Below are 24,972 nucleotides of genomic sequence, written 5' to 3'. Positions count from 1 at the left end.
TACCTGCGGTTGCAGATCAGTTGGCGCGCAGGAAACCGCCCAGGGGCGCGCCGTCGGGCATCCGCGGCTCCTGCCCGAAAGGCCGGGTCTCGACCCGCTCCACCGCGGCCATCGGCGGTCCCCCCGCGCAGGCGTCGAGCAGGGCCTGGACCTGCTCTTCCTCGCCCACCGCCAGCAGCTCCACCGCCCCCGAGGGAAGGTTGCGGACCCATCCCCACACGCCGAGCCGGTCGGCCTCGCGGCATGTCCAGTCACGGTAGCCGACCATCTGCACGCGGCCGCGCACAACGGCGAGGATGGCGACCTGGTTCATCGGGCGACCTCGGAGAAAGGCGCGGCCAGGCGCGCCGGGTTGCGAACCAACCTCAACCTAGCGCGCGGGGTCGTTTCGAAAAAGGCGAGCACCGTTCGGCCGCGAAAATATCGCTCCGCCCGCCTGAACGCCCCTTGAGCGCCCGGCCCAGCCGCCGCGGTCAGCCGCCCAGCGGCAGCCGGCGCAGCAGCCGGAACGGCGCGCCGCCGCCCGGATCGCCGTAGATCGCCACCTCGCGCACCGGCAACGGATCCCGGCACAGGGGCGCGACATGGGGGGCGAGCGCGGCGGTCGTCGCCTCCAGCGTCGCCGGCGCCAGCGCCGAGGTCAGGGTCAGGTGGAAGCGGAACTGGTCGGCCACGTAGGGATAGCCCCAGCGGGCGAGGTTCGCCTCGTGCTCCGGCCCCAGCCGCGCCTGGCGGCGGCGGGCGAGCTCCGCCTCCGACGGCGGCGCGCGGAACCGGTCCAGCCGCTCGACGCAGGCGAAGGCGAGCGCGGCCATCTCCGCGCAGGGCGCGGACAGGCCGAGGAACCCGAAGCGCCCGGTGGTCTGCAGCGACAGCGGCGGCGCCTCGAACGGGGCGAGGGCGGCGGCCATCTCGGCGGCGGCCTGCACGAGCTCCCCGGCCGAGGTCCCCTCGGCCAGGAAGAAGGGCGGCTTCAGCGTGCCGTGAAAGCCGTAGCGGCGGGGCGAGGTGGTCAGCGCCAGCGGATCGTCCGGCAGGCCCTGCACGTCGGGGCGGGGCGGGACCTCCCCCGCCTCCGCGTCCCAGCCCAGCCAGGCCGAGCCGAAGTCCCACAGCGCCGAGCCCGCGGGCGGCGCGTAGTAGATCGCCAGACGTTCCCAGGTCATCGCCCCGCCCTCCTGCGCCTCAGCCCGGATACGCGACCGCGGTCTGATGCTGAATTCCCAATCCCTCGATCCCCAGCTCCAGCGTGTCGCCGGGGGCGAGGAAGCGCGGCGGCTTCATGCCTAGCCCCACGCCCGAGGGCGTGCCGGTGACGATCACGTCGCCCGGCACCAGGCGCACGAAGCGGCTGAGGTAGCTCACGATTTCCGCGACCGAGAAGATCATGTCGCCGGTGGTCGAGTCCTGCACCGTCTTCCCGTTCAGCTTCAGCCAGATCGGCAGGGCCTGGGGGTCGGGGATCTCGTCGGCGGTGACCAGCCAGGGGCCGAGCGGGCCGAAGCCCGGCGCGCCCTTGCCCTTGCACCAGGTGCCGCCCCGCTCCTGCTGCCACTCGCGCTCGGAGACGTCGTTGGCCACGCAGTAGCCGGCGATGCAGCCCAGCGCCTCGGCCTCGGAGACATGCTCGGTCGCCCGGCCGATGACCACGCCCAGCTCGACCTCCCAGTCGGTCTTCACGCTGTCCTTGGGGATCACCAGCGTGTCGTCCGGCCCGGCGAGGCAGGAGGCCGCCTTGGCGAAGACGATCGGCTCCTTGGGCCAGGGGTTGCCGGTCTCGTCGGCGTGCAGGCGGTAGTTGAGGCCGATGGCGTGGAAGGTCTCGACCCGCGAGAGGCAGGCGCCGATGCGGCCGGGGCTCACGGCGGGGAGCGAGGCGGGATCGAGCGCGCGCAGCTTCGCGAGGCTCTCCAGCGTCACGGTCGCGGGGCTCAGGTCGTCGATCACGCCCGAGAGATCCCGCACCGTCTCCCCGTCCAGCATCCCCGGCTTCTCGGCCCCTTTCGGGCCCCAGCGCAGCAGTTTCATCGCGTCCTCCCTTCGGCCCCGCGGGCCCCGGCTTCAGTCGAAATCCATGATCAGGCAGGTGGTGGTGGCGGTGGCGTAGACCTTGCCGTCCGTCTCCCCCACGATCCGCCCCTGCGCGGTCCCGGTCGAGCGGCCGACGTGGATCGACTCGCCGATCGCCAGCAGCGGCCCGGTGTCGGCGCGTGCGCCGCGCAGGATGTTCACCTTGTACTCCAGCGTCGTATAGGCCTTTCCCGCCGGCAGATGGGTGTGGATCGAGCTGCCCATGGCGCTGTCCAGCATCACCCCGTACCAGCCCCCGTGCACGGACCCGAGGGGGTTGTAGACGTCGAACGACGGCTCGCCGCGGAACACCACCCGCCCCAGCTCGACCGAGTGGATCAGGAACCCGCAGGTCTTCGACATCGGGGCCGAGGGCAGTTCGCCGGTGCGCAGCGCCTCCAGCATCTCGATGCCGGTGTATCTGGCGGCCTCCGCCAGGGTGGGAACGTCCTCGAGGCTTTCGGGCCAGCGGGGCGAGGCGCCGGTGTCGGTCATGCGGCAGGGTCCTGTCAGGAGGGGTCGGTCATCAGGTCGAGCAGGCGGCGCGCGGCGAGGAAGTCGGCGCGCTTGCGGGCGGCCATGGCGGCGGCCTCGGCGTCCTCGCCCCACTGCTCGGCCTGCCAGGTCTCGTCCACGCGCGAGCGTTTCCAACCCTCCTCGGCCGCGAGCTCCCCGGCCGAGACGGCGAGCGCGATCACCAGGCTGCCCGAGAGCACGGTCAGCTCGTGCAGCGCGACCAGCGCCAGCGGGTCATGGGCGGAGGCGGCGGCGCGCAGGCGGGCCAGCGCCTCCTCGGGCTGGGCCACGTGCATCACGCCCTCGGCGCAGAGCAGCCGGGCGCCGTGGGTCCGCGCGGCCCAGTCGAGCAGCGGATCCCAGGCTTCCGCCTGGCGCCTCGCCAGCGCCTCGGGGTGGGGGGCGCGGTAGCACAGCAGGTCGGAGCCGGCGTAGGCCGCGACCGCGTCCACCACCTCGGCATGTTTCTCGCCCACCCGGTCGATGGCGGTGTTGAGGCTGCGCGTCAGGGGCATCGAGGAGGGGTCGACGACCTCCGCCTGCGCGTCCCACTCTTCGGCCAGCGCCTGCGCCAGCGCCCGGGTCGGCGCGGTCAGCGGCGCCTTGCCCGGGGTGCGCAGCGGGCGGCCGTCGAGGGCGACGCCCCAGCCGTCGGGGGTCTGCACGGCTCCGGCCTGCTTCCAGAAGCGTTTCGGCGCGGCCATCAGACCTCCCCCCAGCTCAGGGCCAGGGCGGCGTCGAGCTCGTCCCAGCCATGGATCACGTGATGGGCGCCGGCGGCGCGCAGGCGGGTCTCGGGGTGGTAGCCCCAGGTGACGGCGATGGCGGTCATGCCGGCGGCGCGGGCCATCTCCATGTCGAACTCGGTGTCGCCGACCATGACGGCGTCCTCCGCCTCGGCCCCGGTCTCGGCCAGCGCGTCGAGCAGCATGGCGGGATGGGGCTTCGAGGGATGCCCGTCGGCGGTCTGCAGGGTCTGGAAGAAGGACGCCAGCTCATGGGCCGCCAGCGCATGGCTCAGCCCGCGCATCGCCTTGCCGGTGGCGACGCCCATCAGCACCTCGTCGCGCCGCGCCAGCCGCTCCAGCGCCGCGCGCGCCCCGGGATAGAGCGGCGAGGCCGCCTCGCCCCCCGTCTCCTTGCGCAGCCGGATGAAGGCCTGCTTGTAGCGCTCGACGACACGGTCGACCTCGGCCTCCGTCAGCCCCGGCGCCAGGCGCGCCACGGCCACCGGCAGCGACAGGCCCACGATCGACAGCGTCGCGGCGGTCGAGGGCGCGGGCAGGCCGGCGTCGGCGAAGCCGTCGTTCATGGCCGCGACGATCATCCGCTGGCTGTCGATGATGGTCCCGTCCATGTCGAAGACGGCGAGTTTCAGCCGGTCGGCGCGAAGGGACGTGGCCAAGGGAAGCTCCGAAGACGTGACGGACGCGCCGAGGCCTAGCCCCCCAGCCCCCGCCTGTCCAGCCGCCCGCCCCGCGCGCGACCGCCCTGCGGCCCTCGCGAAGCGCCTGTTCTCCGGAGCCGTCTCTCGCAGGCGCCGTCAGAGCGACTCGCCCCCTCCGGTCAAGGATCGCGAAGCGACCCGCCGAAGGCGGGCTCGTCCTTGACCGGAGGGGGCGAGTCGCTCAGGCAGCCGAAGCGAGAGACGGATCCGGAGAACAGGCGCGGGGCTTGTTCTTGGGTGAGTCAGGAGCCCGCCGGAGGCTCCCACGCCCGCAGATCCCTCACGCCCTCGCCCCCCACGCGACGCCGCCAAGCCCGCCCGCAGGGCGCCCATGGACCCGAGCCCCCGACCCGGCTCACGCCTCGTCGAGGAACGGGTCGTCCAGCGCATCCTCGGGCCGCCAGCCGAACACCTCCCAGGTGCGGGCCATGTGCTCGGGCAGCGGGGCCTTGAACTTCATCGGCTTGCCGGTGCCGGGATGGACGATGGTCAGCATCCGCGCGTGCAGGTGCAGCTTGCGGCTGATCACGCCGCCCAGCTGCGCCCCCCAGCCCTCGCCGTCGTTGGTCTGGCCGGATCCGCCGTATTTCCCGTCCCCGGCGATCGGGTGGCCCAGCGCGGCCATGTGGGCGCGCAGCTGGTGGGTGCGCCCGGTGATCGGGCTCAGCGCGATCCAGGCGGCGCGCTTGGCGGCGGCCTCGATGACCATGTAGTCGGTGACCGCGCGCTTGGCGCCCTCGGTCGTCTCGATCTCGTCGGGGTGGACGATGCGCATCTTCTCGCCCTCGCCGCCCTTGCCGTGGCCGCCGGCCTTGACCAGCCCCCACTTGATGGTGCCCGCGCGATGGTCCGGCACGCCGGCGCAGACCGCCCAGTAGATCTTGCGCGTCGCCCGCGCCCGGAACGCCCCCGCCAGCGCCTTCGCCGCGTTGGCCGAGCGCGCCATCACCATCACGCCGGAGGTGTCCCGGTCCAGCCGGTGCACCAGGTGGGGGTCGTCGTCGCGCCCGAAGCGCAGCGCCGAGGCGAGGCCGACCAGGTGCCGCATCCCCTGCCCCGAGCCGCCCTGCACCGGCAGCCCCGCGGGCTTGTTGAGCACGATCAGGTGGTCGTCGCGGAAGATCACGCACTCCTGGATCATCCGCGCGTCGGCGGCCGAGATCTCGGCCTTCGGCGCGGGGCTCGAAGCCTCCAGGATCTCGTCGGGGATCGGCGGCACGCGCACCGACTGGCCGGCTTCGAGCCGGGTCGAGGCCTTGGCCCGGGCGCCGTCGACCCGCAGTTCGCCCTTGCGCAGCATCTTCTCGATGCGCCCCTGGGTCAGCTGGGGAAAGCGCCGGCGCAGCCAGCGATCGATGCGGCTGTCGGCCTCGTCCTCGGCCACGGTCACGGTCTGCACGCCGGGCATCGCCCGATCCTCCTTCAATCCGGGCCGCGCCCGCGGCGTCAGCCCTGGCCCCAGGCGGCGCGCGCCAGCGCCAGCCCCGCGAACAGCGCCGCCACCGACAGCGCCACCGAGCCCGCCACGTAGACCGCCGCCGTCAGCATCCGCCCACGCTCGATCAGATAGAGCGCGTCCAGCGAGAAGGCCGAGAAGGTGGTGAACCCGCCCAGCACCCCGGTCATCACGAAGGGGGCGAGCCGCGCCCAGCCCCCGTCCATCCGTTCCATCAGCACGACCGCGGCGAGCCCCATCGCGAAGGAGCCGATCACGTTCACCCCCAACGTGCCCCAGGGAAAGTCCGCGCCCAGGACGCGCAGCGTCCAGCGCCCGAACAGCCAGCGCAGAGAAGCCCCGCAGGCCCCGCCCAGTGCCACGTAGAGGATCGTCATCCGCCGCTTCTGCGCCGCGGGGCCGTCCCGGTCAAGGCGCCCGGGCGCGTCGTCCCGGCGGGGCGGCGCCGGGATGAGGGCGGCCGGGCGGGCGACGTCGGCGCGCAGCGACGACGAGATCCGTCCCGGCCGCCGCCCTCAGCCTTCCTCGCCGCGCTTCGCGCGCAGCCTGGCGAAATACTCCACCCGCCTGGCCAGCTCCCGCTCGAACCCCCGCTCGACCGGGCGATAGAAGGTGGGGCGCTCCATCCCGTCGGGGAAATAGTCCTGCCCCGAGAAGCCGTCCTCGGCGTCGTGGTCGTAGGCGTAGCCCGAGCCGTAGCCCTGCTCCTTCATCATCCGCGTGGGCGCGTTGAGGATGTGCATCGGAGGCGGGCTCGAGCCCGACTTCTTCGCCAGCGACACCGCCTGCTTCCAGGCCCGGTAGACCGCGTTCGACTTGGGCGCGAGCGCCAGATGCACCACCGCCTGCGCCAGCGCCAGCTCCCCCTCCGGGCTGCCCAGCCGCTCGTAGGTCTCCCACGCATCCAGACACAGCGTCACCGCCTGCGGGTCCGCCAACCCGATGTCCTCGACCGCCATGCGCGTGATCCGGCGGGCCAGGAACCGCGGGTCCTCGCCCCCCTCGATCATCCGCGCCAGCCAGTAGAGCGAGGCGTCGGGGTCCGAGCCGCGCACCGACTTGTGCAGCGCCGAGATCAGGTTGTAGTGCCCGTCCCCGGTCTTGTCGTACTGCGCCGCCCGCCGGGTCAGGCGCTTCGCCAGCGCCTCGGCGTCCACGGGTCCCGGCCCCATCCGCTGCGCCTGCTCGGCGAGGTTCAGAAGCGCGCGCCCGTCCCCGTCGGCGAGGTTCACCAGCGCCGCGCGCGCCTCCGCGGTCAGGGGCAGCGGGCCCTCCAGCGCCTCGGCGCGCGACAGCATCGCCTCCAGCGCCGGGGCCTCCAGCCGGTTCAGCACCAGCACCTGCGCGCGCGACAGCAGCGCGCGGTTCAGCTCGAAGGACGGGTTCTCGGTGGTGGCGCCCACCAGGGTGATCGTCCCGTCCTCCATATGCGGCAGGAACCCGTCCTGCTGGGCCTTGTTGAAGCGGTGGATCTCGTCGACGAAGAGCAGCGTCCCCTGCCCGTTCCCCGCCCGCATCCGCGCGGCGTCGAAGACCTTCCGCAGGTCCGCCACCCCGGTGAAGATCGCCGAGATCTGCACGAAGGCGAGGTCCGTCGCCTCCGCCAGCAGCCGCGCGATGGTGGTCTTGCCGACGCCGGGCGGGCCCCAGAGGATCAGGCTCGGCAGCTCCCGCGCGGCGACCATCGCGGCCAGCGGCGCGCCCTCGCCCAGCAGGTGGTCCTGGCCGATCACCTCGTCCAGCGCGGCCGGGCGCAGCCGGTCGGCCAGCGGCCGGGACGCGGCGCGCGCAGGCGGCGGCGGGGCGCCCTCGCCCTCGCCCCCGTCTCCCGATCGGTCGAAGAGGTCCGCCATCGGATCAGCGCGAGAAGCGCATCGTGCCGCGGCGGCCGGCGCGCTCGACGACCAGCTCCAGCACCCGGGGCGGGCGCGCCGCGATCGCCTCGAGCGCCTCGGTGTCGGCCACCTCGGCCCCGTTGATCGCGAGGATGCGGTCCCCCTCGCGGAAGCCTGCGCGCACCGCTTCCTCGGCCACGTCGGTCACCACGACGCCGGCCGCGTCGTCGGGCAGCCCCGTCTCCATCGCCACGGCCGGGTTGAGGTTCGACACCTCCAGCCCCCCCAGCGGCGAGGGTCCGGGCAGGCGGCGCAGGTCGCGCGCCGGCTCGTCGGGCGCCGCGGTCAGCCGGATCTCGGCCGTGCGCCGCGCCCCGTCCGACAGCCAGGCGACCTCGGCCGTGCGGCCCACGCCGAGGGCCGAGAGCCGGAACTCCAGCTCCGTCTCCGCCCCCACCGGACGGTCGTCGACCGAGAGCAGCACGTCCCCGCGCGCGAGCCCGGCCTCGGCGAAGGGCGAGAGCGGGTGGACTTCCGAGACCGCGAGCCCCTGCGCCCGCTCCAGCCCCAGCGCCTCGGCGAGCGCGGCGTCCACCGGCTGGCCCGTCAGCCCGGCCCAGGGCCGCGCCAGGGTCGAGCGCCCGGCCTCGGCCTGCGCCACCACCTGCGAGACCAGGTCCGAGGGCACCGCGAAGCCGATCCCGATCGAGCCGCCCGTGCGCGACAGGATCGCCGTGTTGATCCCCAGCAGCCGCCCGCGCATGTCGACCAGCGCGCCGCCGGAGTTGCCCGGGTTGATCGCCGCGTCCGTCTGCAGGTAGTAGCCCGCGCCCCCGCCCGGCGCCTCGCGCGTGCGCGCCAGCGCCGAGACGATGCCGGAGGTCACCGTCTGCCCCACCCCGAACGGGTTGCCGATGGCGAGCACCAGGTCGCCCACCTCCACCTCGGCGGTGTCGCGCAGCTCCAGCGCGGGCAGGTCCTCGGCTCCCTCCAGCTTCAGGACCACCAGGTCGCTGTCCGCGTCGGCGAGCAGGATCTCGGCCTCGTATTCGCGCCGGTCGGTCAGCACCGCGCGGATCTCGGTCGCCTGGCCCACGACGTGCAGGTTGGTCACCACCAGCCCGTCGGGGCGCACGATCACGCCCGAGCCCAGCGAGTTCTGCACCTGCTGGGTCCTGGGCGCGATGCCCTCGAAGAAGCGGCGGAAGAACGGGTCCTGGGCGAAGGGGCCGGCGAGGCCGCCGCGCTCGACCACCCGCTTGGCGTAGATGTTGACCACCGAGGGCGCGGCCGCCTTCACCACCGGGGCGAAGGAGAGCTGGATCTCGGTCATCGTGTCCGGAACCTGCGTCTGCGCCGACCCCGGCGAGCCCGGTCCGGTCGCAAGGGCGAGCGCGAGGGCGAACGCGAGGGCGGGGCGGACAGGGACCATGAAGGCGCCTCCTGGCGGGTCGGGACGGGGTGCGCAGGAAACCTAGGCGCGCCGGGCGGGAAAGAGAAGGCGGGTCGCGGGCATGGGATCGAGGGACGCGGGGGGCGCGGGGGGCGCTTGTGAACTCACCCGAGCGCAGGCGCTCCCGGCGGGCGGGGGACGGGCGGAAACGAAAGAGCCGCCCCCGGGGGGACGGCTCCGTTTCAGGTCGGCGATGAGGCGCGCGATTACTCGGCGGCGGCCTCTTCGGCGGCGACACGCTCCTTGTCGCCCTTGCCCTTGGCCGAGGCGTCGCGCTCGACCAGCTCGATGAAGGCCATCGGGGCCATGTCGCCATAGCGGAAGCCGGCCTTCAGAACGCGGCAGTAACCGCCCTGGCGCTCCTTGTAGCGGGGGCCCAGCACGTCGAAGAGCTTCTTGACGGCGGCGTCCTGCTTGATCTCGGCGGCGGCGAGACGGCGGGCGTGGAGATCGCCGCGCTTGCCCAGCGTGATCAGCTTGTCGATGATCCGCTTCAGCTCCTTGGCCTTGGGCAGGGTCGTCTTGATCTGCTCGTGCTCGATCAGCGAGCAGGACATGTTGGCGAACATCGCCTTGCGATGCTCATGGGTGCGGTTGAGTTTGCGGTAACCGTGACCGTGGCGCATGGGAGAGTTCCTTTCGCGTTATGCTTTGTCCGGAGGACGTCCATGGCGTCCTCCTCCTTGGGGCCGGAGCGGCCCGAGCCCGCGCGCGATACAGGATCGGGCGGGCGGACGCAACCCCGCGCCGCCCGCCGGGTCAGCCGAAGCCGCGCCGGATCGACCAGGTCATCGCCGTCCGGTAGCCTGCCGCCGCCAGCAGCGCGGCCTTCGAACGCCAGGCGGCCGGGCAGACCACGAAGGCCGTGTCGACGCTGCGCGCGGCGAAGGCGGCCTCGCCGGCCTGCAGCAGCGCGAGCGCGCCCCGCCCCCCGTTCGCGAGCGATTCCGGGTCCGCGAGGTCGCGATGGTGAAAGTCGTCGATCACCCCGATGGGCGACAGGTCGTGGGCCGGCGGGACATGCAGGCGCGAGGCCGGCTGCGCGACGAGGTAGCCCGCGACGTCCTCGGCCGGGCCGCCGACCCGCATGTCCCGGTCGGCGAGCGTCAGGCTGCGGCGCATCCAGGCCTCGAACCTCGCGTCGGCGTCGGGGTGGCGGCGCCAGAACGGGTCCAGGCCTTCGAGCGTCGCCCGATGCGCGGCGCTGAGCGCGACGAGGCCCGGAATGTCGGCGGCCCCGGCCGGGCGCGGCCCCTCGGGCGGCCTCTCAGGCCGAGCGGAGGCGAGGCCGGTCTTCGAGAGATAGAGGGTCAGGGGCGCGTAGCCGCGACGCGCGAACGCGGCGCTCCAGGCGGGCGCGCAGGGCGGATCGCCGACCTGCGTGGCGAGGAGCAGGCGCGCGCCGCCCTCGCGCAGCGCCGTCTCGGCGGCGTCGGCGAGGGAGTCCAGCGTGGCGTCGGGCGCGTCGGGAGCGAGCGCGATCTCGGGCATCGTCAGGCCGGGGGGGCCGTCTGCGCCGAGATAGATCGGGGGAACCGGCACGTGCAGGACATGGGCGAGGCCGACGGGGCGGTCCCCGGTCTCGGCCAGCAGCCAGGTCTGGCGGATCGGCTGCGGCGCGTCGGAGAGCGCGGCGGCCAGCGCCTCGGCGATGCGCGCCGGCGCGTCGGGGGCCAGCGACCAGAGGGCCGGATCGCAGGCGTGGCGGCGGTCGGCGTCGCGCTTCAGCAGGTCGACCATCGCAGGGATGTCGGCGGGGCGGGCGGCACGGACGGGGACGGACATGGGCGCCTCCTGCGCGCGACGGCCGGGCGAGGGGCCGTCGGGCGCCGAGGCTGCGATGGCCCCAGCCGCGAGGCAAGACCCCAGCCGGAAACGAAAACGACCGGCGCCTGGGGCGCCGGTCGCTGATCTGGTTCGAGAGGGCCCGGAGGCCGGATCTCAGAACTGGTCCTCGTACTTGCGGGCCAGGTCCTCGATGTTGTCCGGCGGCCAGTCCGGCACGTCCATCCCGAGGTGGAGGCCCATCTGGGTGAGGACTTCCTTGATCTCGTTCAGCGACTTGCGGCCGAAGTTCGGCGTGCGCAGCATCTCGGCCTCGGTCTTCTGAACGAGATCGCCGATGTAGACGATGTTGTCGTTCTTCAGGCAGTTGGCCGAGCGCACCGACAGCTCCAGCTCGTCCACCTTCTTGAGGAGGATCGGGTTGATGCCGCCCGGCAGCTCTTCGTCGTCCGACCGGCCGGCGGCCTCGGGCTCGTCGAAGTTCACGAAGATCGACAGCTGGTCCTGGAGGATGCGGGCGGCATAAGCCACCGCGTCGTCCGGGGTCAGCGAGCCGTCGGTCTCGATCTGGAGGGTCAGCTTGTCATAGTCCAGCACCTGGCCCTCGCGGGTGGGCTCGACCTTGTAGCTGACCTTCTTGACCGGGCTGAACAGCGCGTCGACCGGGATCAGGCCGATGGGGCTGTCCTCGGACTTGTTGCGGTCCGCGGGGACGTAGCCCTTGCCGGTGTCGACCACGAGCTCGACGTGGAAGCTGGCGCCCTCGTCGAGGTGGCAGATCACGTGATCCGGGTTCAGGATCTCGATCCCCGCCGTCTCCTGGATGTCGCCGGCGACGACCAGGCCGGGGCCCTCGCCGCGGAGCGTCAGGCGCTTGGGTCCCTCGACGTCCATCTTGACCGCGACGCCCTTGATGTTCAGGACGATGTCGGTCACGTCCTCACGGACGCCGGCGACGGACGAGAACTCGTGCAGCACGCCGTCGATCTGGATCGAGGTGATCGCCCCGCCCTGGAGCGACGACAGAAGGACGCGACGCAGGGCGTTGCCGAGCGTCAGGCCGAAGCCCCGCTCGAGCGGCTCGGCGATCACGGTGGCCTGGCGCTGGGGGTCGGCGCCCGGACGGATGTCCAGGGCGGTCGGCCGGATCAGCTCCTGCCAGTTCTTGTGGATCATGCGATGGTCCTCCATCCGTGCCTGAGCGGGATCCGCAGACCGCCCGGGCGTCCCGAGGAATTGAATTCCGTCCACGTAAACGGCCGAAGGCCCGCGCGGCGGGCGCGGGCCGGGGGCCACCGAAAAGCGGCGCGTCAGACGCGCCGGCGCTTCGGGGGACGGCAGCCGTTGTGGGCGATCGGGGTCACGTCCCGGATCGAGGTGATGGTGAAGCCCACCGCCTGCAGGGCGCGCAGCGCGCTCTCGCGCCCCGAGCCCGGACCCTGAACCTCGACCTCGAGGGTGCGCATGCCATGCTCGGCGGCCTTCTTGCCGGCATCCTCCGCGGCGACCTGCGCCGCGTAGGGGGTCGACTTGCGCGAGCCCTTGAAGCCCATCGCGCCCGACGACGACCACGCGATCGCGTTGCCCTGCGCGTCGGCGATCAGGATCTTGGTGTTGTTGAACGAAGAGTTCACGTGGGCGACGCCGGACGTGATGTTCTTCCGCTCCTTGCGCTTCACGCGCTGCTTGTCGCGAGCCATCGACGCCTCTCCTTACTTCTTCTTGCCGGCGATCGGCTTCGCCTTGCCCTTGCGGGTGCGGGCGTTGGTGTGGGTGCGCTGGCCGCGGACGGGCAGCTGGCGACGGTGACGCAGGCCGCGGTAGCAGCCCAGGTCCATCAGCCGTTTGATGTTGACCGCGACTTCGCGGCGGAGGTCGCCCTCGACCGCGAGGTTGCCGTCGATGTACTCGCGGATCGCCAGAACTTCGGCGTCGGACAGCTCGTTGACCCGACGCTCTTCGGCGATGCCCACGGCGGCGCAGACTTCCTTCGCGGAAGAATGCCCGATGCCGTGGATGTAGGTGAGGGCGATGTGCGTCCTCTTGTTCGTGGGGATGTTCACGCCAGCGATGCGCGCCAAGGTCCTGCTCCGTATCTCGATCCGGTCCGCCGCCCGGGGGGCCGAAGGTTCCATTGTCCTGTCGTCGCCCCCGGCGGCGCCAGCGGGCTGAAATCCTGTCCGCGGGTCGGACCGCGGCGGGACGTGAGATCCCCTGCCCGGTCTGCGAACGAGCGCCGGCACAGCGATTCTCTGGATCCTTGTCCAGAGCGCCGTCCGACGACTCCCCTTGTTCGGAGGCGCAGAGTATATGAAGGCCGGGTCCCGCGTCAACCCGGGCGGGCCGAGACTCGGGTCCTTTTTCTCACTCCACGCCGCCGAAACCTCGTCAGCCGTTCATCGCGGCCTTCAGATCGGCCGCGACCTGGTCCTGAGAGGCCATGCCGTCGATGCGCGCGAGCTTGCCGTGCGCATGGTAGTAGCCGATCAGCGGCGAGGTGTCCTTGTAGTAGTTCAACAGCCGCGTGCGCATCGCGTCCGCGTTGTCGTCGGCGCGGACCTTCTCGCCGGCGGCCTCGGCCTCCTTCGCGCGGTTGACGACCCGCTTCACCAGCGTCTCGTCGTCCACCTGGAGCTCGATCACCCGGTCGAGGGTCAGCCCCTCGCTCGCCAGCAGCTCGCCCAGCGCGTCGGCCTGGGCCAGCGTGCGGGGGAAGCCGTCGAAGATCGCGCCCTTCGCGGCGGCGCCCGACTCGAGCTGCTCCCTGATCAGGCCGATGACGATCTCGTCCGTCACCAGGTCGCCGCGGGCCATCACGTCGGCCACCACCTTGCCCATCTCCGACCCGGAGGCCTGGGCCGCGCGGAGCATGTCGCCGGTGGAGAGCTGGACCATGCCCTGCTCCTCGACAAGACGCTTCGCCTGGGTGCCTTTGCCGGCGCCCGGCGGCCCGAGCAGAATGATGTTCATTTCTTCCTCTTCCCTCGCCGTCCGAGACGGGACCGTTCGATCAGTCCTTCGTACTGGTGCGCCAGCAGATGGCTCTGCACCTGCGTGACGGTGTCCATGGTGACCGAGACCACGATCAGCAGCGACGTGCCGCCGAAGTAGAACGGGATGCCGACGTTCGAGATCAGGATCTCGGGCATCACGCAGATCACCGACAGATAGATCGCGCCCACCAGCGTCAGTCGGGTCAGCACGTAGTCGAGGTACTGGGACGTCTTCGCGCCCGGCCGGATTCCCGGCACGTAGCCGCCGTTCTTCTTGAGGTTGTCGGCCACGTCGTCGGGATTGAACACGACCGACGTGTAGAAGAACGCGAAGAAGACGATCAGCGCCACGAACATGACGAGATACAGCGGCTGCCCGCGGCCCAGGTAGGCCGAGACGTAGCCCATGATCCCGCCCGCGCCGCCGTCGGCCGAGAAGCCGGCCACGGTGGCGGGCAGCAGCAGCAGCGACGAGGCGAAGATCGGCGGGATCACGCCCGCGGTGTTGACCTTCAGCGGCAGGAACGAGTTCTCGCCCCCGTACATCTTCTGGCCGACCTGGCGCTTGGGATACTGGACCAGGATCCGGCGCTGCGCCCGCTCGATGTAGACCACGGCCGCGATGACCGCGACGGCGCCCACGATCACCGCGACGATGATCCCGGCGGCGAGCTGCCCGGTGCGGCCCAGCTCGAACAGCTGCGCCAGCGCGCTGGGCATGGTCGCCACGATGCCGACGTAGATGATCAGCGAGATGCCGTTGCCGATGCCGCGGGCGGTGATCTGCTCGCCCAGCCACATCAGGAACATGGTGCCGCCGACCAGGGTGATCACCGTCGAGGCCCGGAAGTACCAGCCGGGATCGAGCGCCAGGCCCTGCCCCTCCAGCCCCACGGCGATGCCGTAGGCCTGCACCGCCGCCAGCACCACGGTGCCGTAGCGGGTGTACTGGTTGATCTTGCGCCGGCCGGCCTCGCCGTCCTTCTTCAGCGCTTCCAGCGACGGGATCATGGAGCTCATCAGCTGCATGATGATCGACGCGGAGATGTAGGGCATGATGCCCAGCGCGAAGATCGCCATGCGGCTCACGGCGCCGCCGGCGAACATGTTGAAGATGCCCAGGATCCCGGACTGCGTCTGTTCGATGAATCTCGCGAGCTGGACCGGGTCGATGCCGGGCATGGGGATGTAGGTCCCCAGCCGGTAGATGACCAGCAGGCCCAGCGCGAAGAGGATCCGACTCTGCAGCTCCTTGGCTTTGCCAAAGGCGCTCCAGCTCAGGTTCTGGGCCATCTGCTCGGCGGCGGACGCCATGCTTCTCTCCCGCAGGCTGTCATGCATACGCCGCCGGGGGACGAGGCCCCGCGGCGGCGTCGCGGTTTAGTTAAAGAAAGGGCGGGGAGCCCGCAATGTCATTCGGCGTCGCTCTCGGCCGCGGCCTTGGCCGGGGCGAGGACGGTGACCGTGCCGCCGGCCTTCTCGATGGCCGCAATCGCGGACTTCGAGGCGCCGGTGACTTCGATCGTCAGGGCCTGCGTGACTTCGCCGCGGCCCAGCAGGCGGACGCCGTCGCGCTTGCGGCGCACCAGGCCCGAGGCGATCAGCACGTCCTCGTCGATCTTCGCCGAGGCGTCGATCTTGCCGGCCTCGATGAACTTGGCCAGGCCGTCGAGGTTGATCACCACGAATTCGTCGCGGAACGGCTTGGTGAAGCCGCGCTTGGGCAGACGCCGGTAGATCGGCATCTGGCCGCCCTCGTAGCCGTTGATGGCCACGCCGGAGCGGGATTTCTGACCCTTGATGCCGCGGCCGCCGGTCTTGCCGACGCCGGAGCCGGGGCCCCGGCCGACGCGCTTGCGGGGCTTCGTGGCGCCGGGATTGTCGCGGAGTTCGTTGAGTTTCATGACGCGTGTTCCTTGTGTCGGACCCTGCCTGCGGCGTCATCCGCGGCGGGCCATCGACCTGGGATGGAAAGCCCGGGCGCGCGGGGCGCCCGGGCGGAGCGGGCGATTACTCGCCCTTTTCCTCGATGATCACCGCGAGATGCGGGATCGAGTTCACCATGCCGCGCACCGAGGGGGTGTCCTCGAGCTCGCGGGTGCGGTGCATCTTGTTCAGCCCGAGACCCTTGAGGGTCTCGCGCTGGATCTTCGGACGGCGGATCGGCGAGCCGATCTGCTTCACGACGATGGTCTTGCCCATGCTCTCGCTCCTCAGGCCTCGGCGGCCTCGGCATCCGCCGGCGCGTTGTCGCGCTTGGGCAGGATGTCGGCGACCTTCTTGCCGCGACGGGAGGCGACCTGGCGCGGAGACGCCTCGTTCTTCAGCCCGTCGATGGTGGCGCGGATCATGTTGTAGGGGTTCTGGGACCCGATGGACTTCGCCACCACGTCCTGAACGCCCAGCATCTCGAACACCGCACGCATCGGGCCGCCGGCGATGATGCCGGTGCCGGCCTCGGCGGTCCGCATCACGACCTTGCCGGCGCCGTGGCGGCCGTTCACGTCGTGGTGCAGGGTCCGGCCCTCGCGCAGGGGCACCCGGATCAGGCCGCGCTTGGCCTGCTCGGTCGCCTTGCGGATCGCCTCGGGGACCTCGCGGGCCTTGCCCTTGCCGAAGCCCACGCGGCCCTTCTGGTCGCCCACGACGACGAGCGCCGCAAAGCCGAAGCGCTTGCCGCCCTTCACCGTCTTGGACACGCGGTTGATCGCAACGAGGCGATCCTGGAATTCCGGATCCTCGTCGCGGTCGCGACGACGATTGCCGCGGTTGTCTTCCCTGGCCATTGTCGCCCTCCTCAGAACTTCAGGCCGCCTTCACGGGCGGCGTCGGCGAGCGCCTTGACCTTCCCGTGAAAGAGGTAGCCGCCACGGTCGAAGACCACTTCCTCGATGCCGGCGGCCTTGGCGCGCTCGGCGATCGCGGCGCCGATCTTCGCGGCGGCGTCCTTGTTGTTCTTCCCGATCACGCCCAGGGCGCTCTCCAGCGTCGACGCGGCGCAGAGGGTCTTGCCCTCGACGTCGTCGATCACCTGGACCGAGATGTTCTTGTTCGAACGGTGCACGCTCAGACGCGGACGCCCGTTCGCGAATTTCTTCAGTCGGTTGCGCACCCGAAGGCGGCGCCGCTGAAACAGCTCTCGCTTGCTCAGTGCCATGTCGGCCTCCGGTTACTTCTTCTTGCCTTCCTTGCGGAAGATGTACTCGCCCTTGTAGCGGATGCCCTTGCCCTTGTAGGGCTCCGGCCGCCGCCAGTCGCGGATGTTCGCCGCCACCTGGCCGACCTGCTGCTGGTCGATGCCGGTGATCGCGATCTCCGTGGGCTTGGCGCAGACGATGTCGATCCCCTCGGGGATCGCGTACTCCACGTCATGCGAATAGCCGAGCGCCAGCTTCAGGACCTTGCCCTGGACCTGGGCGCGGTAGCCGACGCCCTGGATCTCGAGCTCTTTCTTGAAGCCCTCGGTCACGCCGGTGACCAGGTTCGCGACCTGCGTGCGGGACATGCCCCACTGCTGGCGCGCCCGCTTGGACGTGCCGCGCGGGGTGACCTGGATCGCGTCGTTCTCGACAGCGACGGTGACGTCGTCCGTGGCCGTGAAGGCGCGGGTCCCCTTGGGGCCCTTCACCTCGACGGTCTGACCGGAGACGGTCGCCGTCACGCCCTTGGGAAGCTCGACCGGCCTCTTTCCGATGCGGGACATTGCAGTCTCCTCAGAACACGGTGCACAGGACTTCGCCGCCGACCTTGTCGGCGCGGGCCTGCGCATCGGACATGACGCCCTTGGACGTCGAGACGATCGCGACGCCCAGGCCCTGACGGACCGAGGGAAGCGTCTCGACGGGCGAGTACACGCGGCGGCCGGGCTTGGAGACGCGCTTGATCTCCTTGATCGCCGGCATGCCGTCGAAATACTTCAGGGCGATCTCGTACTCGGGAAGGCCGCGGGGGCCTTCCACGGCCTCGAAGCCGCGGATGTAGCCCTCGGCGACGAGCACCTCGAGCACGCGGCCCCGGAGCTTCGACGCCGGGGTGCGGACGGTCGACTTGAAACGCATCTGCGCGTTGCGGATGCGGGTCAGCATGTCGCCGATGGGATCGTTCACGTTCATTGTGCGCTCCTCACCAGCTCGACTTCACCATGCCGGGGATCTGGCCAACGGAGGCGTAATCCCGCAGCGCGATGCGCGACATCTTCAGCTTGCGATAGTAGGCCTTGGGGCGGCCCGAGATCTCGCAACGGTTGTGGAGGCGGGTCGCCGAGGAGTTCCGCGGCAGCTTCGCCAGCTTCATCGAGAGCTTCACGCGGTCGGCGAGAGACAGGCTCTCGTCGCGGATCTGCTCCTTCAGCGCGGCGCGCTTGGCGGCATACTGCTCCACCAGCTTCTCGCGCTTCTTCTGACGCTCGATCATGCTCGTCTTGGCCATGTCGATATCCTTTCCCGCGCTCAGCTCGCGAAGGGCATGTTGAAAAGCTTCAACAGCGCCTTGGCTTCCGCGTCGGTCTTGGCGGTGGTCGCCATCACGATGTCCATGCCCCACATCTGATCGATCTTGTCGTACTCGATCTCGGGGAACACGATATGCTCCTTCAGGCCCATGGCGTAGTTGCCGCGGCCGTCGAAAGCCGTGCCCTTCACGCCGCGGAAGTCGCGGACGCGGGGCAGCGCGATGGTGATCAGGCGGTCCAGGAAGTCGTACATCCGGTCCTTGCGGAGCGTGACCTTGACGCCGAGCGGCATCTCCTCGCGGACCTTGAAGCCGGCGATCGAGTTGCGCGCCTTGGTGATCACGACCTTCTGGCCGGCGATCTTGGTCAGATCGTCCGCCGCGGCCTTGATCTTCTTGGAGTCGGACACCGCCTCGCCCACGCCCATGTTCAGGACGATCTTGTCCAGGCGAGGGATCTGCATGTCGTTCTTGTAGCCGAACTCTTCCTTCATCGCCGGACGCACCACCTCGCGGTAGTGGGTGCGGAGACGCGGAACGTATGCGGTCGTATCAAGCATCGATGACCTCCCCCGACTTCTTGGCGAAGCGGACCTTCTTGCCGTCGACCATCTTGAAGCCGACGCGGGTCGCCCCGCCGGTCTTCGGATCGACGAGCGCCAGGTTCGACAGGTCGATGGTCGCCTCTTTCGAGATGCGGCCGCCCTGCGACTGCGCGGTCTGGCGCTGGTGGCGCACGACCATGTTCACGCCCGAGACGATCGCACGGTTCTCGGCCGGCAGGACCTTGAGGATCTCGCCCTCGTTGCCCTTGTCGCGGCCGGCGAGCACGACGACCTTGTCGCCCTTCTTGAGCTTCGCGGCCATCACAGCACCTCCGGCGCCAGCGAGATGATCTTCATGAAGTTCTTGGAGCGCAGCTCGCGAACCACCGGGCCGAAGATGCGGGTGCCGATCGGCTCGCCCTGGTTGTTCAGCAGGACGGCGGCGTTGTCGTCGAAGCGGATGGCGGTGCCATCGGCGCGACGCACCTCCTTGGCGGTCCGAACGACGACGGCCTTGCGCACGTCGCCCTTCTTCACGCGGCCGCGCGGAATGGCCTCCTTCACGGAGACCACGATGATGTCGCCGACCGAAGCGTACTTGCGCTTCGCGCCGCCGAGCACCTTGATGCACTGCACCCGACGCGCGCCCGAATTATCGGCCACCGTCAGGTTGGTCTGCATCTGGATCATGGCAGTTTCTCCCGACCTGCAGGGACCTCACTCGGTGTTCCGAGGCCCTGCGGTTTCGACAATTGGGTCGTCAGTCCCGAGAGACTCCGGCTTCGCCGGTCAGGACTTCCCAAGATTTCGATTTGGACCGCGGCGGGCACTCGGTGATGCGGACCGTCTGGCCCACCTCGCACGCGTTGGTCTCGTCGTGGGCATGATACCGCTTGGTCATGCGCACGGTCTTCTTCATCAGCGGGTGGGTGAAGCGACGCTCCACCAGCACGGTGACGGTCTTGTCGTTCTTGTTAGAGACGACGGTGCCCTGGAGAATACGACGGGGCATGTCAGGCCTCCTGCGAGACCGCAGCGGCGGCCTTCTGGTTCAGCACGGTCAGCACGCGCGCCACATCACGGCGCACGGTCTTCATCCGCGCGGTGTTCTCGTTCTGACCGGTGGCGGCCCGGAAGCGCAGGTTGAACTGCTCCTTCTTCAGCGCCGCGAGCTCGTCGCGCAGCTGGTCGGGCGTCTTCTCGCGCAGATCGGCGGCTTTCATCAGCCTACGTCCTCTCGCATCCCTAGGGGCCTCGACCGTTCCCTTGCGGGCGGCGCCGAGCCCCGAATTCACCTGCCGGAACCGTCCCGGCGATCTCATGACGACGACGGGGGGCCGGCCAGCGCCAGCCCCTCGCCTTCAACCGCGTCTCATCCGTGTCAGACTGAGCGCCGTGGCCCGCGTGAAGCGAGCCCCGGAGATCACCAGTCCTCTTTCTGGACGAATCGGGTCTTGATCGGCAGCTTCATGGCCGCCAATCGGAGGGCCTCCCGTGCCACAGGTTCGGCCACCCCGTCAATCTCGAACATGACGCGGCCAGGCTTCACCTTGGCGGCCCAGTACTCGACCGAGCCCTTGCCCTTGCCCATGCGAACCTCGGTGGGTTTCTGGGTGACGGGCACGTCCGGGAAGATCCGGATCCACACGCGGCCCTGACGCTTCATGTGACGCGTCATGGCGCGGCGGGCGGCCTCGATCTGGCGCGCGGTGATGCGCTCCGGCTCGATGGCCTTCAGGCCGTAGGCGCCGAAATTCAGCTCCGTGCCGCCCTTCGCCAGGCCGTGGATGCGGCCCTTGTGCTGCTTGCGGAACTTGGTGCGCTTCGGAGAAAGCATCCTGTCAACTCCTCAAGCTCAGGCGCGGGCCGGGCGCGCCGCGCCCTCCTGCAGCTCCTGCTGACGGCGGTCGCGCGCCTGGGGATCGTGCTCCATGATCTCGCCTTTGAAGATCCAGACCTTGATCCCGATGATGCCGTAGGCAGTCTTCGCCTCGACATGCGCGTAGTCGATGTCCGCCCGCAGGGTGTGCAGGGGCACGCGGCCCTCGCGATACCACTCGGTCCGCGCGATCTCGGCGCCGCCGAGACGGCCGCCGGCGTTGATGCGGATGCCCAGCGCGCCCATGCGCATGGCGTTCTGCACCGCGCGCTTGATCGCACGACGGAAGGCGACGCGACGCTCGAGCTGCTGGGCGATGTTCTCGCCGACCAGCTGCGCGTCGATCTCGGGCTTGCGCACCTCGACGATGTTGAGGTGCAGCTCCGACGAGGTCAGCTTCGCGACGTCCTTGCGAAGCTTCTCGATGTCGGCGCCCTTCTTGCCGATGATCACGCCCGGGCGCGCGGTGTGGATCGTCACCCGGCACTTGCGGTGCGGACGCTCGATCACGACGCGGCTGACGCCGGCGTTGGCGCACTTCTTCTTGATGAACTCCCGGATCCGGATGTCCTCGTGAAGCAGCGCGCCGTAGTCCTTGGCGTTCGCGTACCAGCGGCTGTCCCAGGTCCGGTTGACCTGCAGGCGCAGCCCGATCGGATTGACCTTGTTGCCCATCAGGCGCTCTCCTCGACCTGCCGGACCTTGATGGTGATCTGGCTGAACGGCTTCTCGATCCGCCCGAAGCGGCCGCGCGCCCGAGGACGCCCGCGCTTCAGCACCAGGTTCTTGCCCACCCAGGCCTCGGCCACGATCAGCTCGTCGACGTCGAGCCCGTGGTTGTTCTCGGCGTTGGCGATCGCGGACTGAAGCGTCTTGCGCACGTCGAGCGCGATGCGCTTCTTCGAGAACGCCAGCTCGTTCAGCGCCTTGCCGACCGGCTTCTTGCGGATCAGGCCCGCCACCAGGTTCAGCTTCTGCGGGCTGATGCGAAGCATGCGGGAGACCGCCATCGCCTCGTTGTCCGCCACGCGGCGGGGGTTGGAAGACTTGCTCATCGCCCAGTTACCTCCGCTTGGCTTTTTTGTCGGCCATGTGACCGTAGTACGTGCGGGTCGGCGCGAACTCGCCGAACTTGTGGCCGATCATGTCCTCGGTGACGTTCACCGGGATATGCTTCTGGCCGTTGTAGACGCCGAACGTGAGGCCCACGAACTGCGGCAGGATGGTGGAGCGACGCGACCAGATCTTGATCACCTCGGCTCGCGTGGATTCCCGTGCCTTCTCCGCCTTCTTCAGGACGTAGGAGTCGACGAACGGACCTTTCCAGACGGAACGTGCCATCTATCGTCCCTCCTCAGCGGCCGCTCTTGCGGGCATGCCGCGAGCGAATGATGTACTTCTGGGTCGCCTTGTTCTTGCGGGTCCGGCGGCCCTTCGTGTCCTTGCCCCAGGGGGTGACCGGCGTGCGGCCGCCCGAGGTGCGGCCTTCGCCGCCGCCATGGGGGTGGTCGATCGGGTTCATCGCGACGCCGCGGACGGACGGACGCTTGCCCTTGTGACGGGTGCGGCCGGCCTTGCCGAAGTCCTGGTTCGAGTGGTCGGGGTTCGACACCGCGCCCACCGTCGCCATGCACTCCTGACGCACCATGCGCAGCTCGCCCGACGAAAGCCGGATCTGCGCGTAGCCGCCGTCGCGACCCACGAACTGGGCGTAGGCGCCGGCGGAGCGCGCGATCTGCCCGCCCTTGCCCGCCTTGAGCTCGATGTTGTGCACGATCGTGCCGACCGGCATGCCCGAGAAGGGCATCGCGTTGCCGGGCTTCACGTCGACCTTCGCGCCGGCCACGACCTTGTCGCCGATCGCCAGGCGCTGCGGCGCCAGGATGTAGGCCACCTCGCCGTCCTCATACCGGATCAGCGCGATGAACGCGGTCCGGTTGGGATCGTACTCGATCCGCTCGACGGTGGCGGGCACGTCCCACTTGCGCCGCTTGAAGTCGACGATGCGATAGAGCCGCTTGGCCCCGCCGCCGATCCGTCGCGCCGTGATCCGTCCGGTGTTGTTGCGGCCGCCCTTTTTCGTAAGCCCGTGCGTGAGCTTCTTCTCGGGGCGCCCCTTGTACAGCTCCGAACGGTCGATCAGAACCAGCCCGCGCTGGCCCGGCGTCGTGGGGTTGTAAGTTTTCAACGCCATCTTGCTGTCTTCCGTTGCCGTCCAGGCTCTCGCCTGGGGATGGGGTTCAGCGTGATGACCGGGCTCAGAGCCCGGTCGTCACGTCGATCGTGTTGCCCTCTTCGAGGGTGACGTAGGCCTTCTTGACGTCCTTGCGGCGGCCGGGCTTGCCCTTGAACTTCTTGACCTTGCCCTTGGTGACGGTCGTGTTCACGGCCTTCACCTTCACGCCGAACAGCGTCTCGACGGCTTCCTTGATCTTCGGCTTCGTCGTGTCGATCGCCACCTCGAAGACCACGGCGTTCTGCTCGGACGCCATCGTGGACTTCTCGGTGATGATCGGCTTGCGGATCACGTCGTAGAGCTCGTGCTTCGCGGTCATTTCAGTCGAGCCTCCAGAGCCTCGACGCCGGCCTTGGTCAGAACCAGCGTGTCGCGCCGCAGGATGTCGTAGACGTTCGCGCCCGCGGTGGGCAGCACGTCCACGTCGGCGATGTTGCGCGCGGCGCGGGAGAAGTTCTCCTGCACCGACGCCCCGTCGAGCACCAGCACCCGCTTCAGGCCGAGCTTCTCGAGCCCCGCCTTCAGCGCCTTGGTCTTGCCCTCGTCGAGCTCGGCCTTGTCCAGCACGACGATCTTGCCGTCGCGGGCCTTGGCCGAGAGCGCCATCTTCAGGCCGAGCTTGCGGACCTTCTTGGTCAGCTCATGCGCATGGGAGCGCACGACCGGACCCTTCACGGTGCCGCCGTGGCGGAACTGCGAGACGGCCTTGTCGCCGTGCCGCGCGCCGCCGGTGCCCTTCTGACGATAGATCTTCTTCGTCGAGTAGGAGACCTCGCCGCGCGACTTGGTCTTGTGGGTGCCCGCCTGGCGCTTGGCGAGCTGCCAGCGCACCACGCGGTGCAGGATGTCGGCGCGCGGCTCGAGCCCGAAGATCGCGTCGTCGAGCTCGATCTCGCCCGCAGCGCCGGCGTCGAGAGTGACCACAGAGGTCTTCATTTCTCATCGCCTCCTTCGGGGGTCTGGGAAGCATCGCCCTCGTCGGTCGACGCTTCGGCTTCCTTCAGCGCAGCCTCCTGGGCCGCGGCCTCGGCGGCGAGACGCTCGGCCTCGGCGGCTTCGGCGGCGGCGGCGGCTTCGGCGGCGGCGGCTTCGGCGGCCTTGCGGGCCTCCTCGGCGGCCGAGCGCAGGGCGGCCGGCAGGATCACGTTGTCGGGCGTCGGCTTCTTGACCGCGTCACGGATGGTGACCCAGCCGCCGCGCGAGCCCGGAACCGCGCCCTTCACCATGACCAGACCCCGCTCGGAGTCGGTCTTGACGACCTGCAGGTTCTGAACGGTCACGCGGGCGGCGCCCATGTGACCGGCCATCTTCTTGCCCTTGAACACGCGGCCCGGGTCCTGGCACTGGCCGGTGGAGCCGTGCGAGCGGTGCGAGATCGACACGCCGTGCGAAGCCCGCAGGCCGCCGAAGTTGTGCCGCTTCATCGCGCCCGCGAAGCCCTTGCCGATCGAGGTGCCGGCGACGTCCACGAACTGACCCTCGAAGTAGTGGTCGGCCGTGATTTCCTCGCCCACCTCGATGAGGTTCTCAGGGGCCACGCGGAACTCGGCCAGCTTGCGCTTGGGGGCCACGTTCGCCTTGGCGAAGTGGCCGCGCATCGGGGCCGAGGTGTTCTTGGCCTTGGCGGCGCCGGCGCCGAGCTGGACGGCCGAATAGCCGTCCTTCTCGGACGTGCGCTGGGCCACGACCTGAACGTTTTCCATCTGAAGCACGGTCACCGGGATCTGGCGGCCGTCTTCCATGAACAGCCGGGTCATGCCCAGCTTCTTGGCGATCACTCCGGAGCGCATTTCGACCCTCCTCAGAGCTTGATCTCGACGTCCACGCCGGCGGCGAGGTCGAGCTTCATCAGCGCGTCCACCGTCTGCGGCGTGGGGTCGACGATGTCCAGGAGCCGCTTGTGGGTGCGGATCTCGAACTGCTCGCGGGACTTCTTGTCGATGTGCGGGCCGCGCAGGACCGTGAATTTCTCGATCTTGTTGGGCAGGGGAATGGGCCCCCGCACCTGCGCGCCGGTCCGCTTGGCGGTGTCGACGATCTCCTGGGTGCTGGCATCCAGCACCCGGTAGTCGAACGCCTTCAGGCGGATCCTGATGTTCTGGCCTTGCATGGCTCTGGCTCTCCGAAAGGCAGGAAACTCAACGAGGCGGCCGGGGGAGGGTTTCCCCCGGCCGCCAGGGAGCAGAACTGCCGGGTTTTACTTCAGAATTTTCGAGACGACGCCCGCGCCCACGGTGCGGCCGCCTTCACGGATGGCGAAGCGGAGCTTCTCTTCCATCGCGATCGGGGCGATCAGCTGCACGGTGAA

The 24,972-nt window shown here is 70.0% G+C and carries 39 protein-coding genes; all 39 read right to left on the bottom strand.

The window, feature by feature from the left end:
• Window positions 1–16: 16 nt before the first annotated feature.
• A complete protein-coding gene (locus BM064_RS22690; RefSeq protein WP_092864434.1) occupies window positions 17–313 on the bottom strand; it encodes an acylphosphatase in 297 nt (98 codons plus the stop codon).
• Between the two features lie 160 nt (window positions 314–473).
• Entirely contained in the window at window positions 474–1,166 is a 693-nt protein-coding gene (locus BM064_RS22685) for a DUF1045 domain-containing protein (RefSeq protein ID WP_092864431.1), read from the bottom strand.
• A 19-nt stretch (window positions 1,167–1,185) separates the two neighbouring features.
• A complete protein-coding gene (locus BM064_RS22680) occupies window positions 1,186–2,028 on the bottom strand; it encodes a fumarylacetoacetate hydrolase family protein (protein ID WP_092864428.1) in 843 nt (280 codons plus the stop codon).
• 33 nt (window positions 2,029–2,061) lie between these two features.
• Window positions 2,062–2,565: a PaaI family thioesterase gene (locus BM064_RS22675; RefSeq protein WP_092864425.1), complete on the bottom strand. Its 504-nt coding sequence runs from the start codon at window positions 2,563–2,565 to the stop codon at window positions 2,062–2,064.
• Between the two features lie 14 nt (window positions 2,566–2,579).
• Window positions 2,580–3,290 carry an ATP12 family chaperone protein gene (locus BM064_RS22670; RefSeq protein WP_092864422.1) on the bottom strand — a complete coding sequence of 237 codons (711 nt, stop codon included), beginning with the start codon at window positions 3,288–3,290 and terminating at the stop codon, window positions 2,580–2,582.
• Window positions 3,290–3,991, bottom strand: coding sequence for an HAD-IA family hydrolase (locus BM064_RS22665; protein WP_245779255.1), 702 nt, complete (start codon window positions 3,989–3,991; stop codon window positions 3,290–3,292). The genes BM064_RS22670 and BM064_RS22665 overlap by 1 nt, the downstream gene beginning before the upstream one ends.
• A gap of 397 nt (window positions 3,992–4,388) precedes the next feature.
• Window positions 4,389–5,441 (bottom strand): RluA family pseudouridine synthase, encoded by a 1,053-nt coding sequence (locus BM064_RS22660; RefSeq protein ID WP_092864419.1) that lies wholly within the window; start codon window positions 5,439–5,441, stop codon window positions 4,389–4,391.
• A 38-nt stretch (window positions 5,442–5,479) separates the two neighbouring features.
• Window positions 5,480–5,866, bottom strand: coding sequence for a fluoride efflux transporter CrcB (gene crcB, locus BM064_RS22655; RefSeq protein ID WP_092864416.1), 387 nt, complete (start codon window positions 5,864–5,866; stop codon window positions 5,480–5,482).
• Window positions 5,867–6,004: 138 nt separating this feature from the next.
• Window positions 6,005–7,342: a replication-associated recombination protein A gene (locus tag BM064_RS22650; RefSeq protein WP_092864413.1), complete on the bottom strand. Its 1,338-nt coding sequence runs from the start codon at window positions 7,340–7,342 to the stop codon at window positions 6,005–6,007.
• A 4-nt stretch (window positions 7,343–7,346) separates the two neighbouring features.
• Window positions 7,347–8,756: a trypsin-like peptidase domain-containing protein gene (locus tag BM064_RS22645; protein WP_092864411.1), complete on the bottom strand. Its 1,410-nt coding sequence runs from the start codon at window positions 8,754–8,756 to the stop codon at window positions 7,347–7,349.
• 227 nt (window positions 8,757–8,983) lie between these two features.
• Window positions 8,984–9,403 carry a 50S ribosomal protein L17 gene (rplQ, locus tag BM064_RS22640; protein WP_092864408.1) on the bottom strand — a complete coding sequence of 140 codons (420 nt, stop codon included), beginning with the start codon at window positions 9,401–9,403 and terminating at the stop codon, window positions 8,984–8,986.
• A 133-nt stretch (window positions 9,404–9,536) separates the two neighbouring features.
• Window positions 9,537–10,562, bottom strand: coding sequence for a hypothetical protein (locus BM064_RS22635; protein ID WP_092864406.1), 1,026 nt, complete (start codon window positions 10,560–10,562; stop codon window positions 9,537–9,539).
• Window positions 10,563–10,718: 156 nt separating this feature from the next.
• Window positions 10,719–11,738 (bottom strand): DNA-directed RNA polymerase subunit alpha, encoded by a 1,020-nt coding sequence (locus BM064_RS22630; RefSeq protein ID WP_092864713.1) that lies wholly within the window; start codon window positions 11,736–11,738, stop codon window positions 10,719–10,721.
• A gap of 134 nt (window positions 11,739–11,872) precedes the next feature.
• On the bottom strand, window positions 11,873–12,262 hold the full coding sequence (rpsK, locus tag BM064_RS22625) for a 30S ribosomal protein S11 (protein ID WP_092864403.1): 390 nt from the start codon (window positions 12,260–12,262) through the stop codon (window positions 11,873–11,875).
• A gap of 12 nt (window positions 12,263–12,274) precedes the next feature.
• Window positions 12,275–12,643, bottom strand: coding sequence for a 30S ribosomal protein S13 (gene rpsM, locus BM064_RS22620; protein WP_092864400.1), 369 nt, complete (start codon window positions 12,641–12,643; stop codon window positions 12,275–12,277).
• A gap of 307 nt (window positions 12,644–12,950) precedes the next feature.
• On the bottom strand, window positions 12,951–13,532 hold the full coding sequence (locus BM064_RS22615) for an adenylate kinase (RefSeq protein ID WP_092864397.1): 582 nt from the start codon (window positions 13,530–13,532) through the stop codon (window positions 12,951–12,953).
• Complete coding sequence (gene secY, locus BM064_RS22610; RefSeq protein ID WP_092864394.1) at window positions 13,529–14,869, bottom strand: preprotein translocase subunit SecY; 1,341 nt, start codon at window positions 14,867–14,869, stop codon at window positions 13,529–13,531. The genes BM064_RS22615 and secY overlap by 4 nt, the downstream gene beginning before the upstream one ends.
• A 98-nt stretch (window positions 14,870–14,967) precedes the next feature.
• Complete coding sequence (gene rplO, locus BM064_RS22605) at window positions 14,968–15,459, bottom strand: 50S ribosomal protein L15 (protein ID WP_092864391.1); 492 nt, start codon at window positions 15,457–15,459, stop codon at window positions 14,968–14,970.
• A gap of 106 nt (window positions 15,460–15,565) precedes the next feature.
• Entirely contained in the window at window positions 15,566–15,757 is a 192-nt protein-coding gene (rpmD, locus tag BM064_RS22600) for a 50S ribosomal protein L30 (RefSeq protein WP_092864388.1), read from the bottom strand.
• Between the two features lie 11 nt (window positions 15,758–15,768).
• Window positions 15,769–16,341, bottom strand: a complete 573-nt coding sequence (gene rpsE, locus BM064_RS22595) for a 30S ribosomal protein S5 (RefSeq protein ID WP_092864385.1) — start codon at window positions 16,339–16,341, stop codon at window positions 15,769–15,771.
• 11 nt (window positions 16,342–16,352) lie between these two features.
• The gene (gene rplR, locus BM064_RS22590; protein WP_092864382.1) at window positions 16,353–16,712 is read right to left on the bottom strand and encodes a 50S ribosomal protein L18; all 360 of its coding nucleotides are present in this window, start codon (window positions 16,710–16,712) and stop codon (window positions 16,353–16,355) included.
• Between the two features lie 12 nt (window positions 16,713–16,724).
• Window positions 16,725–17,258, bottom strand: a complete 534-nt coding sequence (gene rplF / locus BM064_RS22585; protein ID WP_092864379.1) for a 50S ribosomal protein L6 — start codon at window positions 17,256–17,258, stop codon at window positions 16,725–16,727.
• 10 nt (window positions 17,259–17,268) lie between these two features.
• Window positions 17,269–17,667, bottom strand: a complete 399-nt coding sequence (gene rpsH, locus BM064_RS22580; RefSeq protein ID WP_425426189.1) for a 30S ribosomal protein S8 — start codon at window positions 17,665–17,667, stop codon at window positions 17,269–17,271.
• 10 nt (window positions 17,668–17,677) lie between these two features.
• Window positions 17,678–17,983, bottom strand: coding sequence for a 30S ribosomal protein S14 (rpsN, locus tag BM064_RS22575; protein ID WP_092864376.1), 306 nt, complete (start codon window positions 17,981–17,983; stop codon window positions 17,678–17,680).
• Between the two features lie 20 nt (window positions 17,984–18,003).
• Complete coding sequence (gene rplE, locus BM064_RS22570; RefSeq protein ID WP_092864373.1) at window positions 18,004–18,564, bottom strand: 50S ribosomal protein L5; 561 nt, start codon at window positions 18,562–18,564, stop codon at window positions 18,004–18,006.
• Complete coding sequence (gene rplX / locus BM064_RS22565; protein WP_092864370.1) at window positions 18,557–18,871, bottom strand: 50S ribosomal protein L24; 315 nt, start codon at window positions 18,869–18,871, stop codon at window positions 18,557–18,559. The genes rplE and rplX overlap by 8 nt, the downstream gene beginning before the upstream one ends.
• Window positions 18,871–19,239, bottom strand: a complete 369-nt coding sequence (gene rplN / locus BM064_RS22560; RefSeq protein WP_092864367.1) for a 50S ribosomal protein L14 — start codon at window positions 19,237–19,239, stop codon at window positions 18,871–18,873. The genes rplX and rplN overlap by 1 nt, the downstream gene beginning before the upstream one ends.
• A 70-nt stretch (window positions 19,240–19,309) precedes the next feature.
• Complete coding sequence (gene rpsQ, locus BM064_RS22555; protein WP_092864364.1) at window positions 19,310–19,561, bottom strand: 30S ribosomal protein S17; 252 nt, start codon at window positions 19,559–19,561, stop codon at window positions 19,310–19,312.
• A gap of 1 nt (window position 19,562) precedes the next feature.
• Complete coding sequence (gene rpmC, locus BM064_RS22550) at window positions 19,563–19,772, bottom strand: 50S ribosomal protein L29 (protein ID WP_092864361.1); 210 nt, start codon at window positions 19,770–19,772, stop codon at window positions 19,563–19,565.
• 200 nt (window positions 19,773–19,972) lie between these two features.
• Window positions 19,973–20,386 carry a 50S ribosomal protein L16 gene (gene rplP / locus BM064_RS22545; protein WP_092864359.1) on the bottom strand — a complete coding sequence of 138 codons (414 nt, stop codon included), beginning with the start codon at window positions 20,384–20,386 and terminating at the stop codon, window positions 19,973–19,975.
• 18 nt (window positions 20,387–20,404) lie between these two features.
• Window positions 20,405–21,103, bottom strand: a complete 699-nt coding sequence (gene rpsC, locus BM064_RS22540; RefSeq protein WP_092864356.1) for a 30S ribosomal protein S3 — start codon at window positions 21,101–21,103, stop codon at window positions 20,405–20,407.
• Window positions 21,103–21,483 carry a 50S ribosomal protein L22 gene (gene rplV, locus BM064_RS22535; RefSeq protein WP_092864353.1) on the bottom strand — a complete coding sequence of 127 codons (381 nt, stop codon included), beginning with the start codon at window positions 21,481–21,483 and terminating at the stop codon, window positions 21,103–21,105. Before rplV ends, rpsC begins: the two co-directional genes overlap by 1 nt.
• A gap of 7 nt (window positions 21,484–21,490) precedes the next feature.
• Window positions 21,491–21,769 (bottom strand): 30S ribosomal protein S19, encoded by a 279-nt coding sequence (gene rpsS, locus BM064_RS22530; RefSeq protein ID WP_092864350.1) that lies wholly within the window; start codon window positions 21,767–21,769, stop codon window positions 21,491–21,493.
• 13 nt (window positions 21,770–21,782) lie between these two features.
• The gene (rplB, locus tag BM064_RS22525) at window positions 21,783–22,622 is read right to left on the bottom strand and encodes a 50S ribosomal protein L2 (protein ID WP_092864347.1); all 840 of its coding nucleotides are present in this window, start codon (window positions 22,620–22,622) and stop codon (window positions 21,783–21,785) included.
• A gap of 64 nt (window positions 22,623–22,686) precedes the next feature.
• Complete coding sequence (locus BM064_RS22520) at window positions 22,687–22,983, bottom strand: 50S ribosomal protein L23 (RefSeq protein ID WP_092864344.1); 297 nt, start codon at window positions 22,981–22,983, stop codon at window positions 22,687–22,689.
• Complete coding sequence (rplD, locus tag BM064_RS22515; RefSeq protein WP_092864341.1) at window positions 22,980–23,600, bottom strand: 50S ribosomal protein L4; 621 nt, start codon at window positions 23,598–23,600, stop codon at window positions 22,980–22,982. The genes BM064_RS22520 and rplD overlap by 4 nt, the downstream gene beginning before the upstream one ends.
• A complete protein-coding gene (gene rplC / locus BM064_RS22510; protein WP_092864338.1) occupies window positions 23,597–24,454 on the bottom strand; it encodes a 50S ribosomal protein L3 in 858 nt (285 codons plus the stop codon). Before rplC ends, rplD begins: the two co-directional genes overlap by 4 nt.
• A gap of 11 nt (window positions 24,455–24,465) precedes the next feature.
• A complete protein-coding gene (gene rpsJ, locus BM064_RS22505) occupies window positions 24,466–24,774 on the bottom strand; it encodes a 30S ribosomal protein S10 (RefSeq protein ID WP_092864335.1) in 309 nt (102 codons plus the stop codon).
• A gap of 87 nt (window positions 24,775–24,861) precedes the next feature.
• The coding region (locus tag BM064_RS22500) for an EF-Tu C-terminal domain-related protein (RefSeq protein ID WP_143103427.1) at window positions 24,862–24,972 on the bottom strand (111 nt) is incomplete at its 5' end.

Origin of the sequence: Albimonas pacifica (assembly GCF_900113695.1) — a bacterium.
Classification (GTDB): domain Bacteria; phylum Pseudomonadota; class Alphaproteobacteria; order Rhodobacterales; family Rhodobacteraceae; genus Albimonas; species Albimonas pacifica.
Note: the sequence above shows the minus strand (reverse complement) of the source record. Positions and strands in the feature narration are given on the sequence as shown.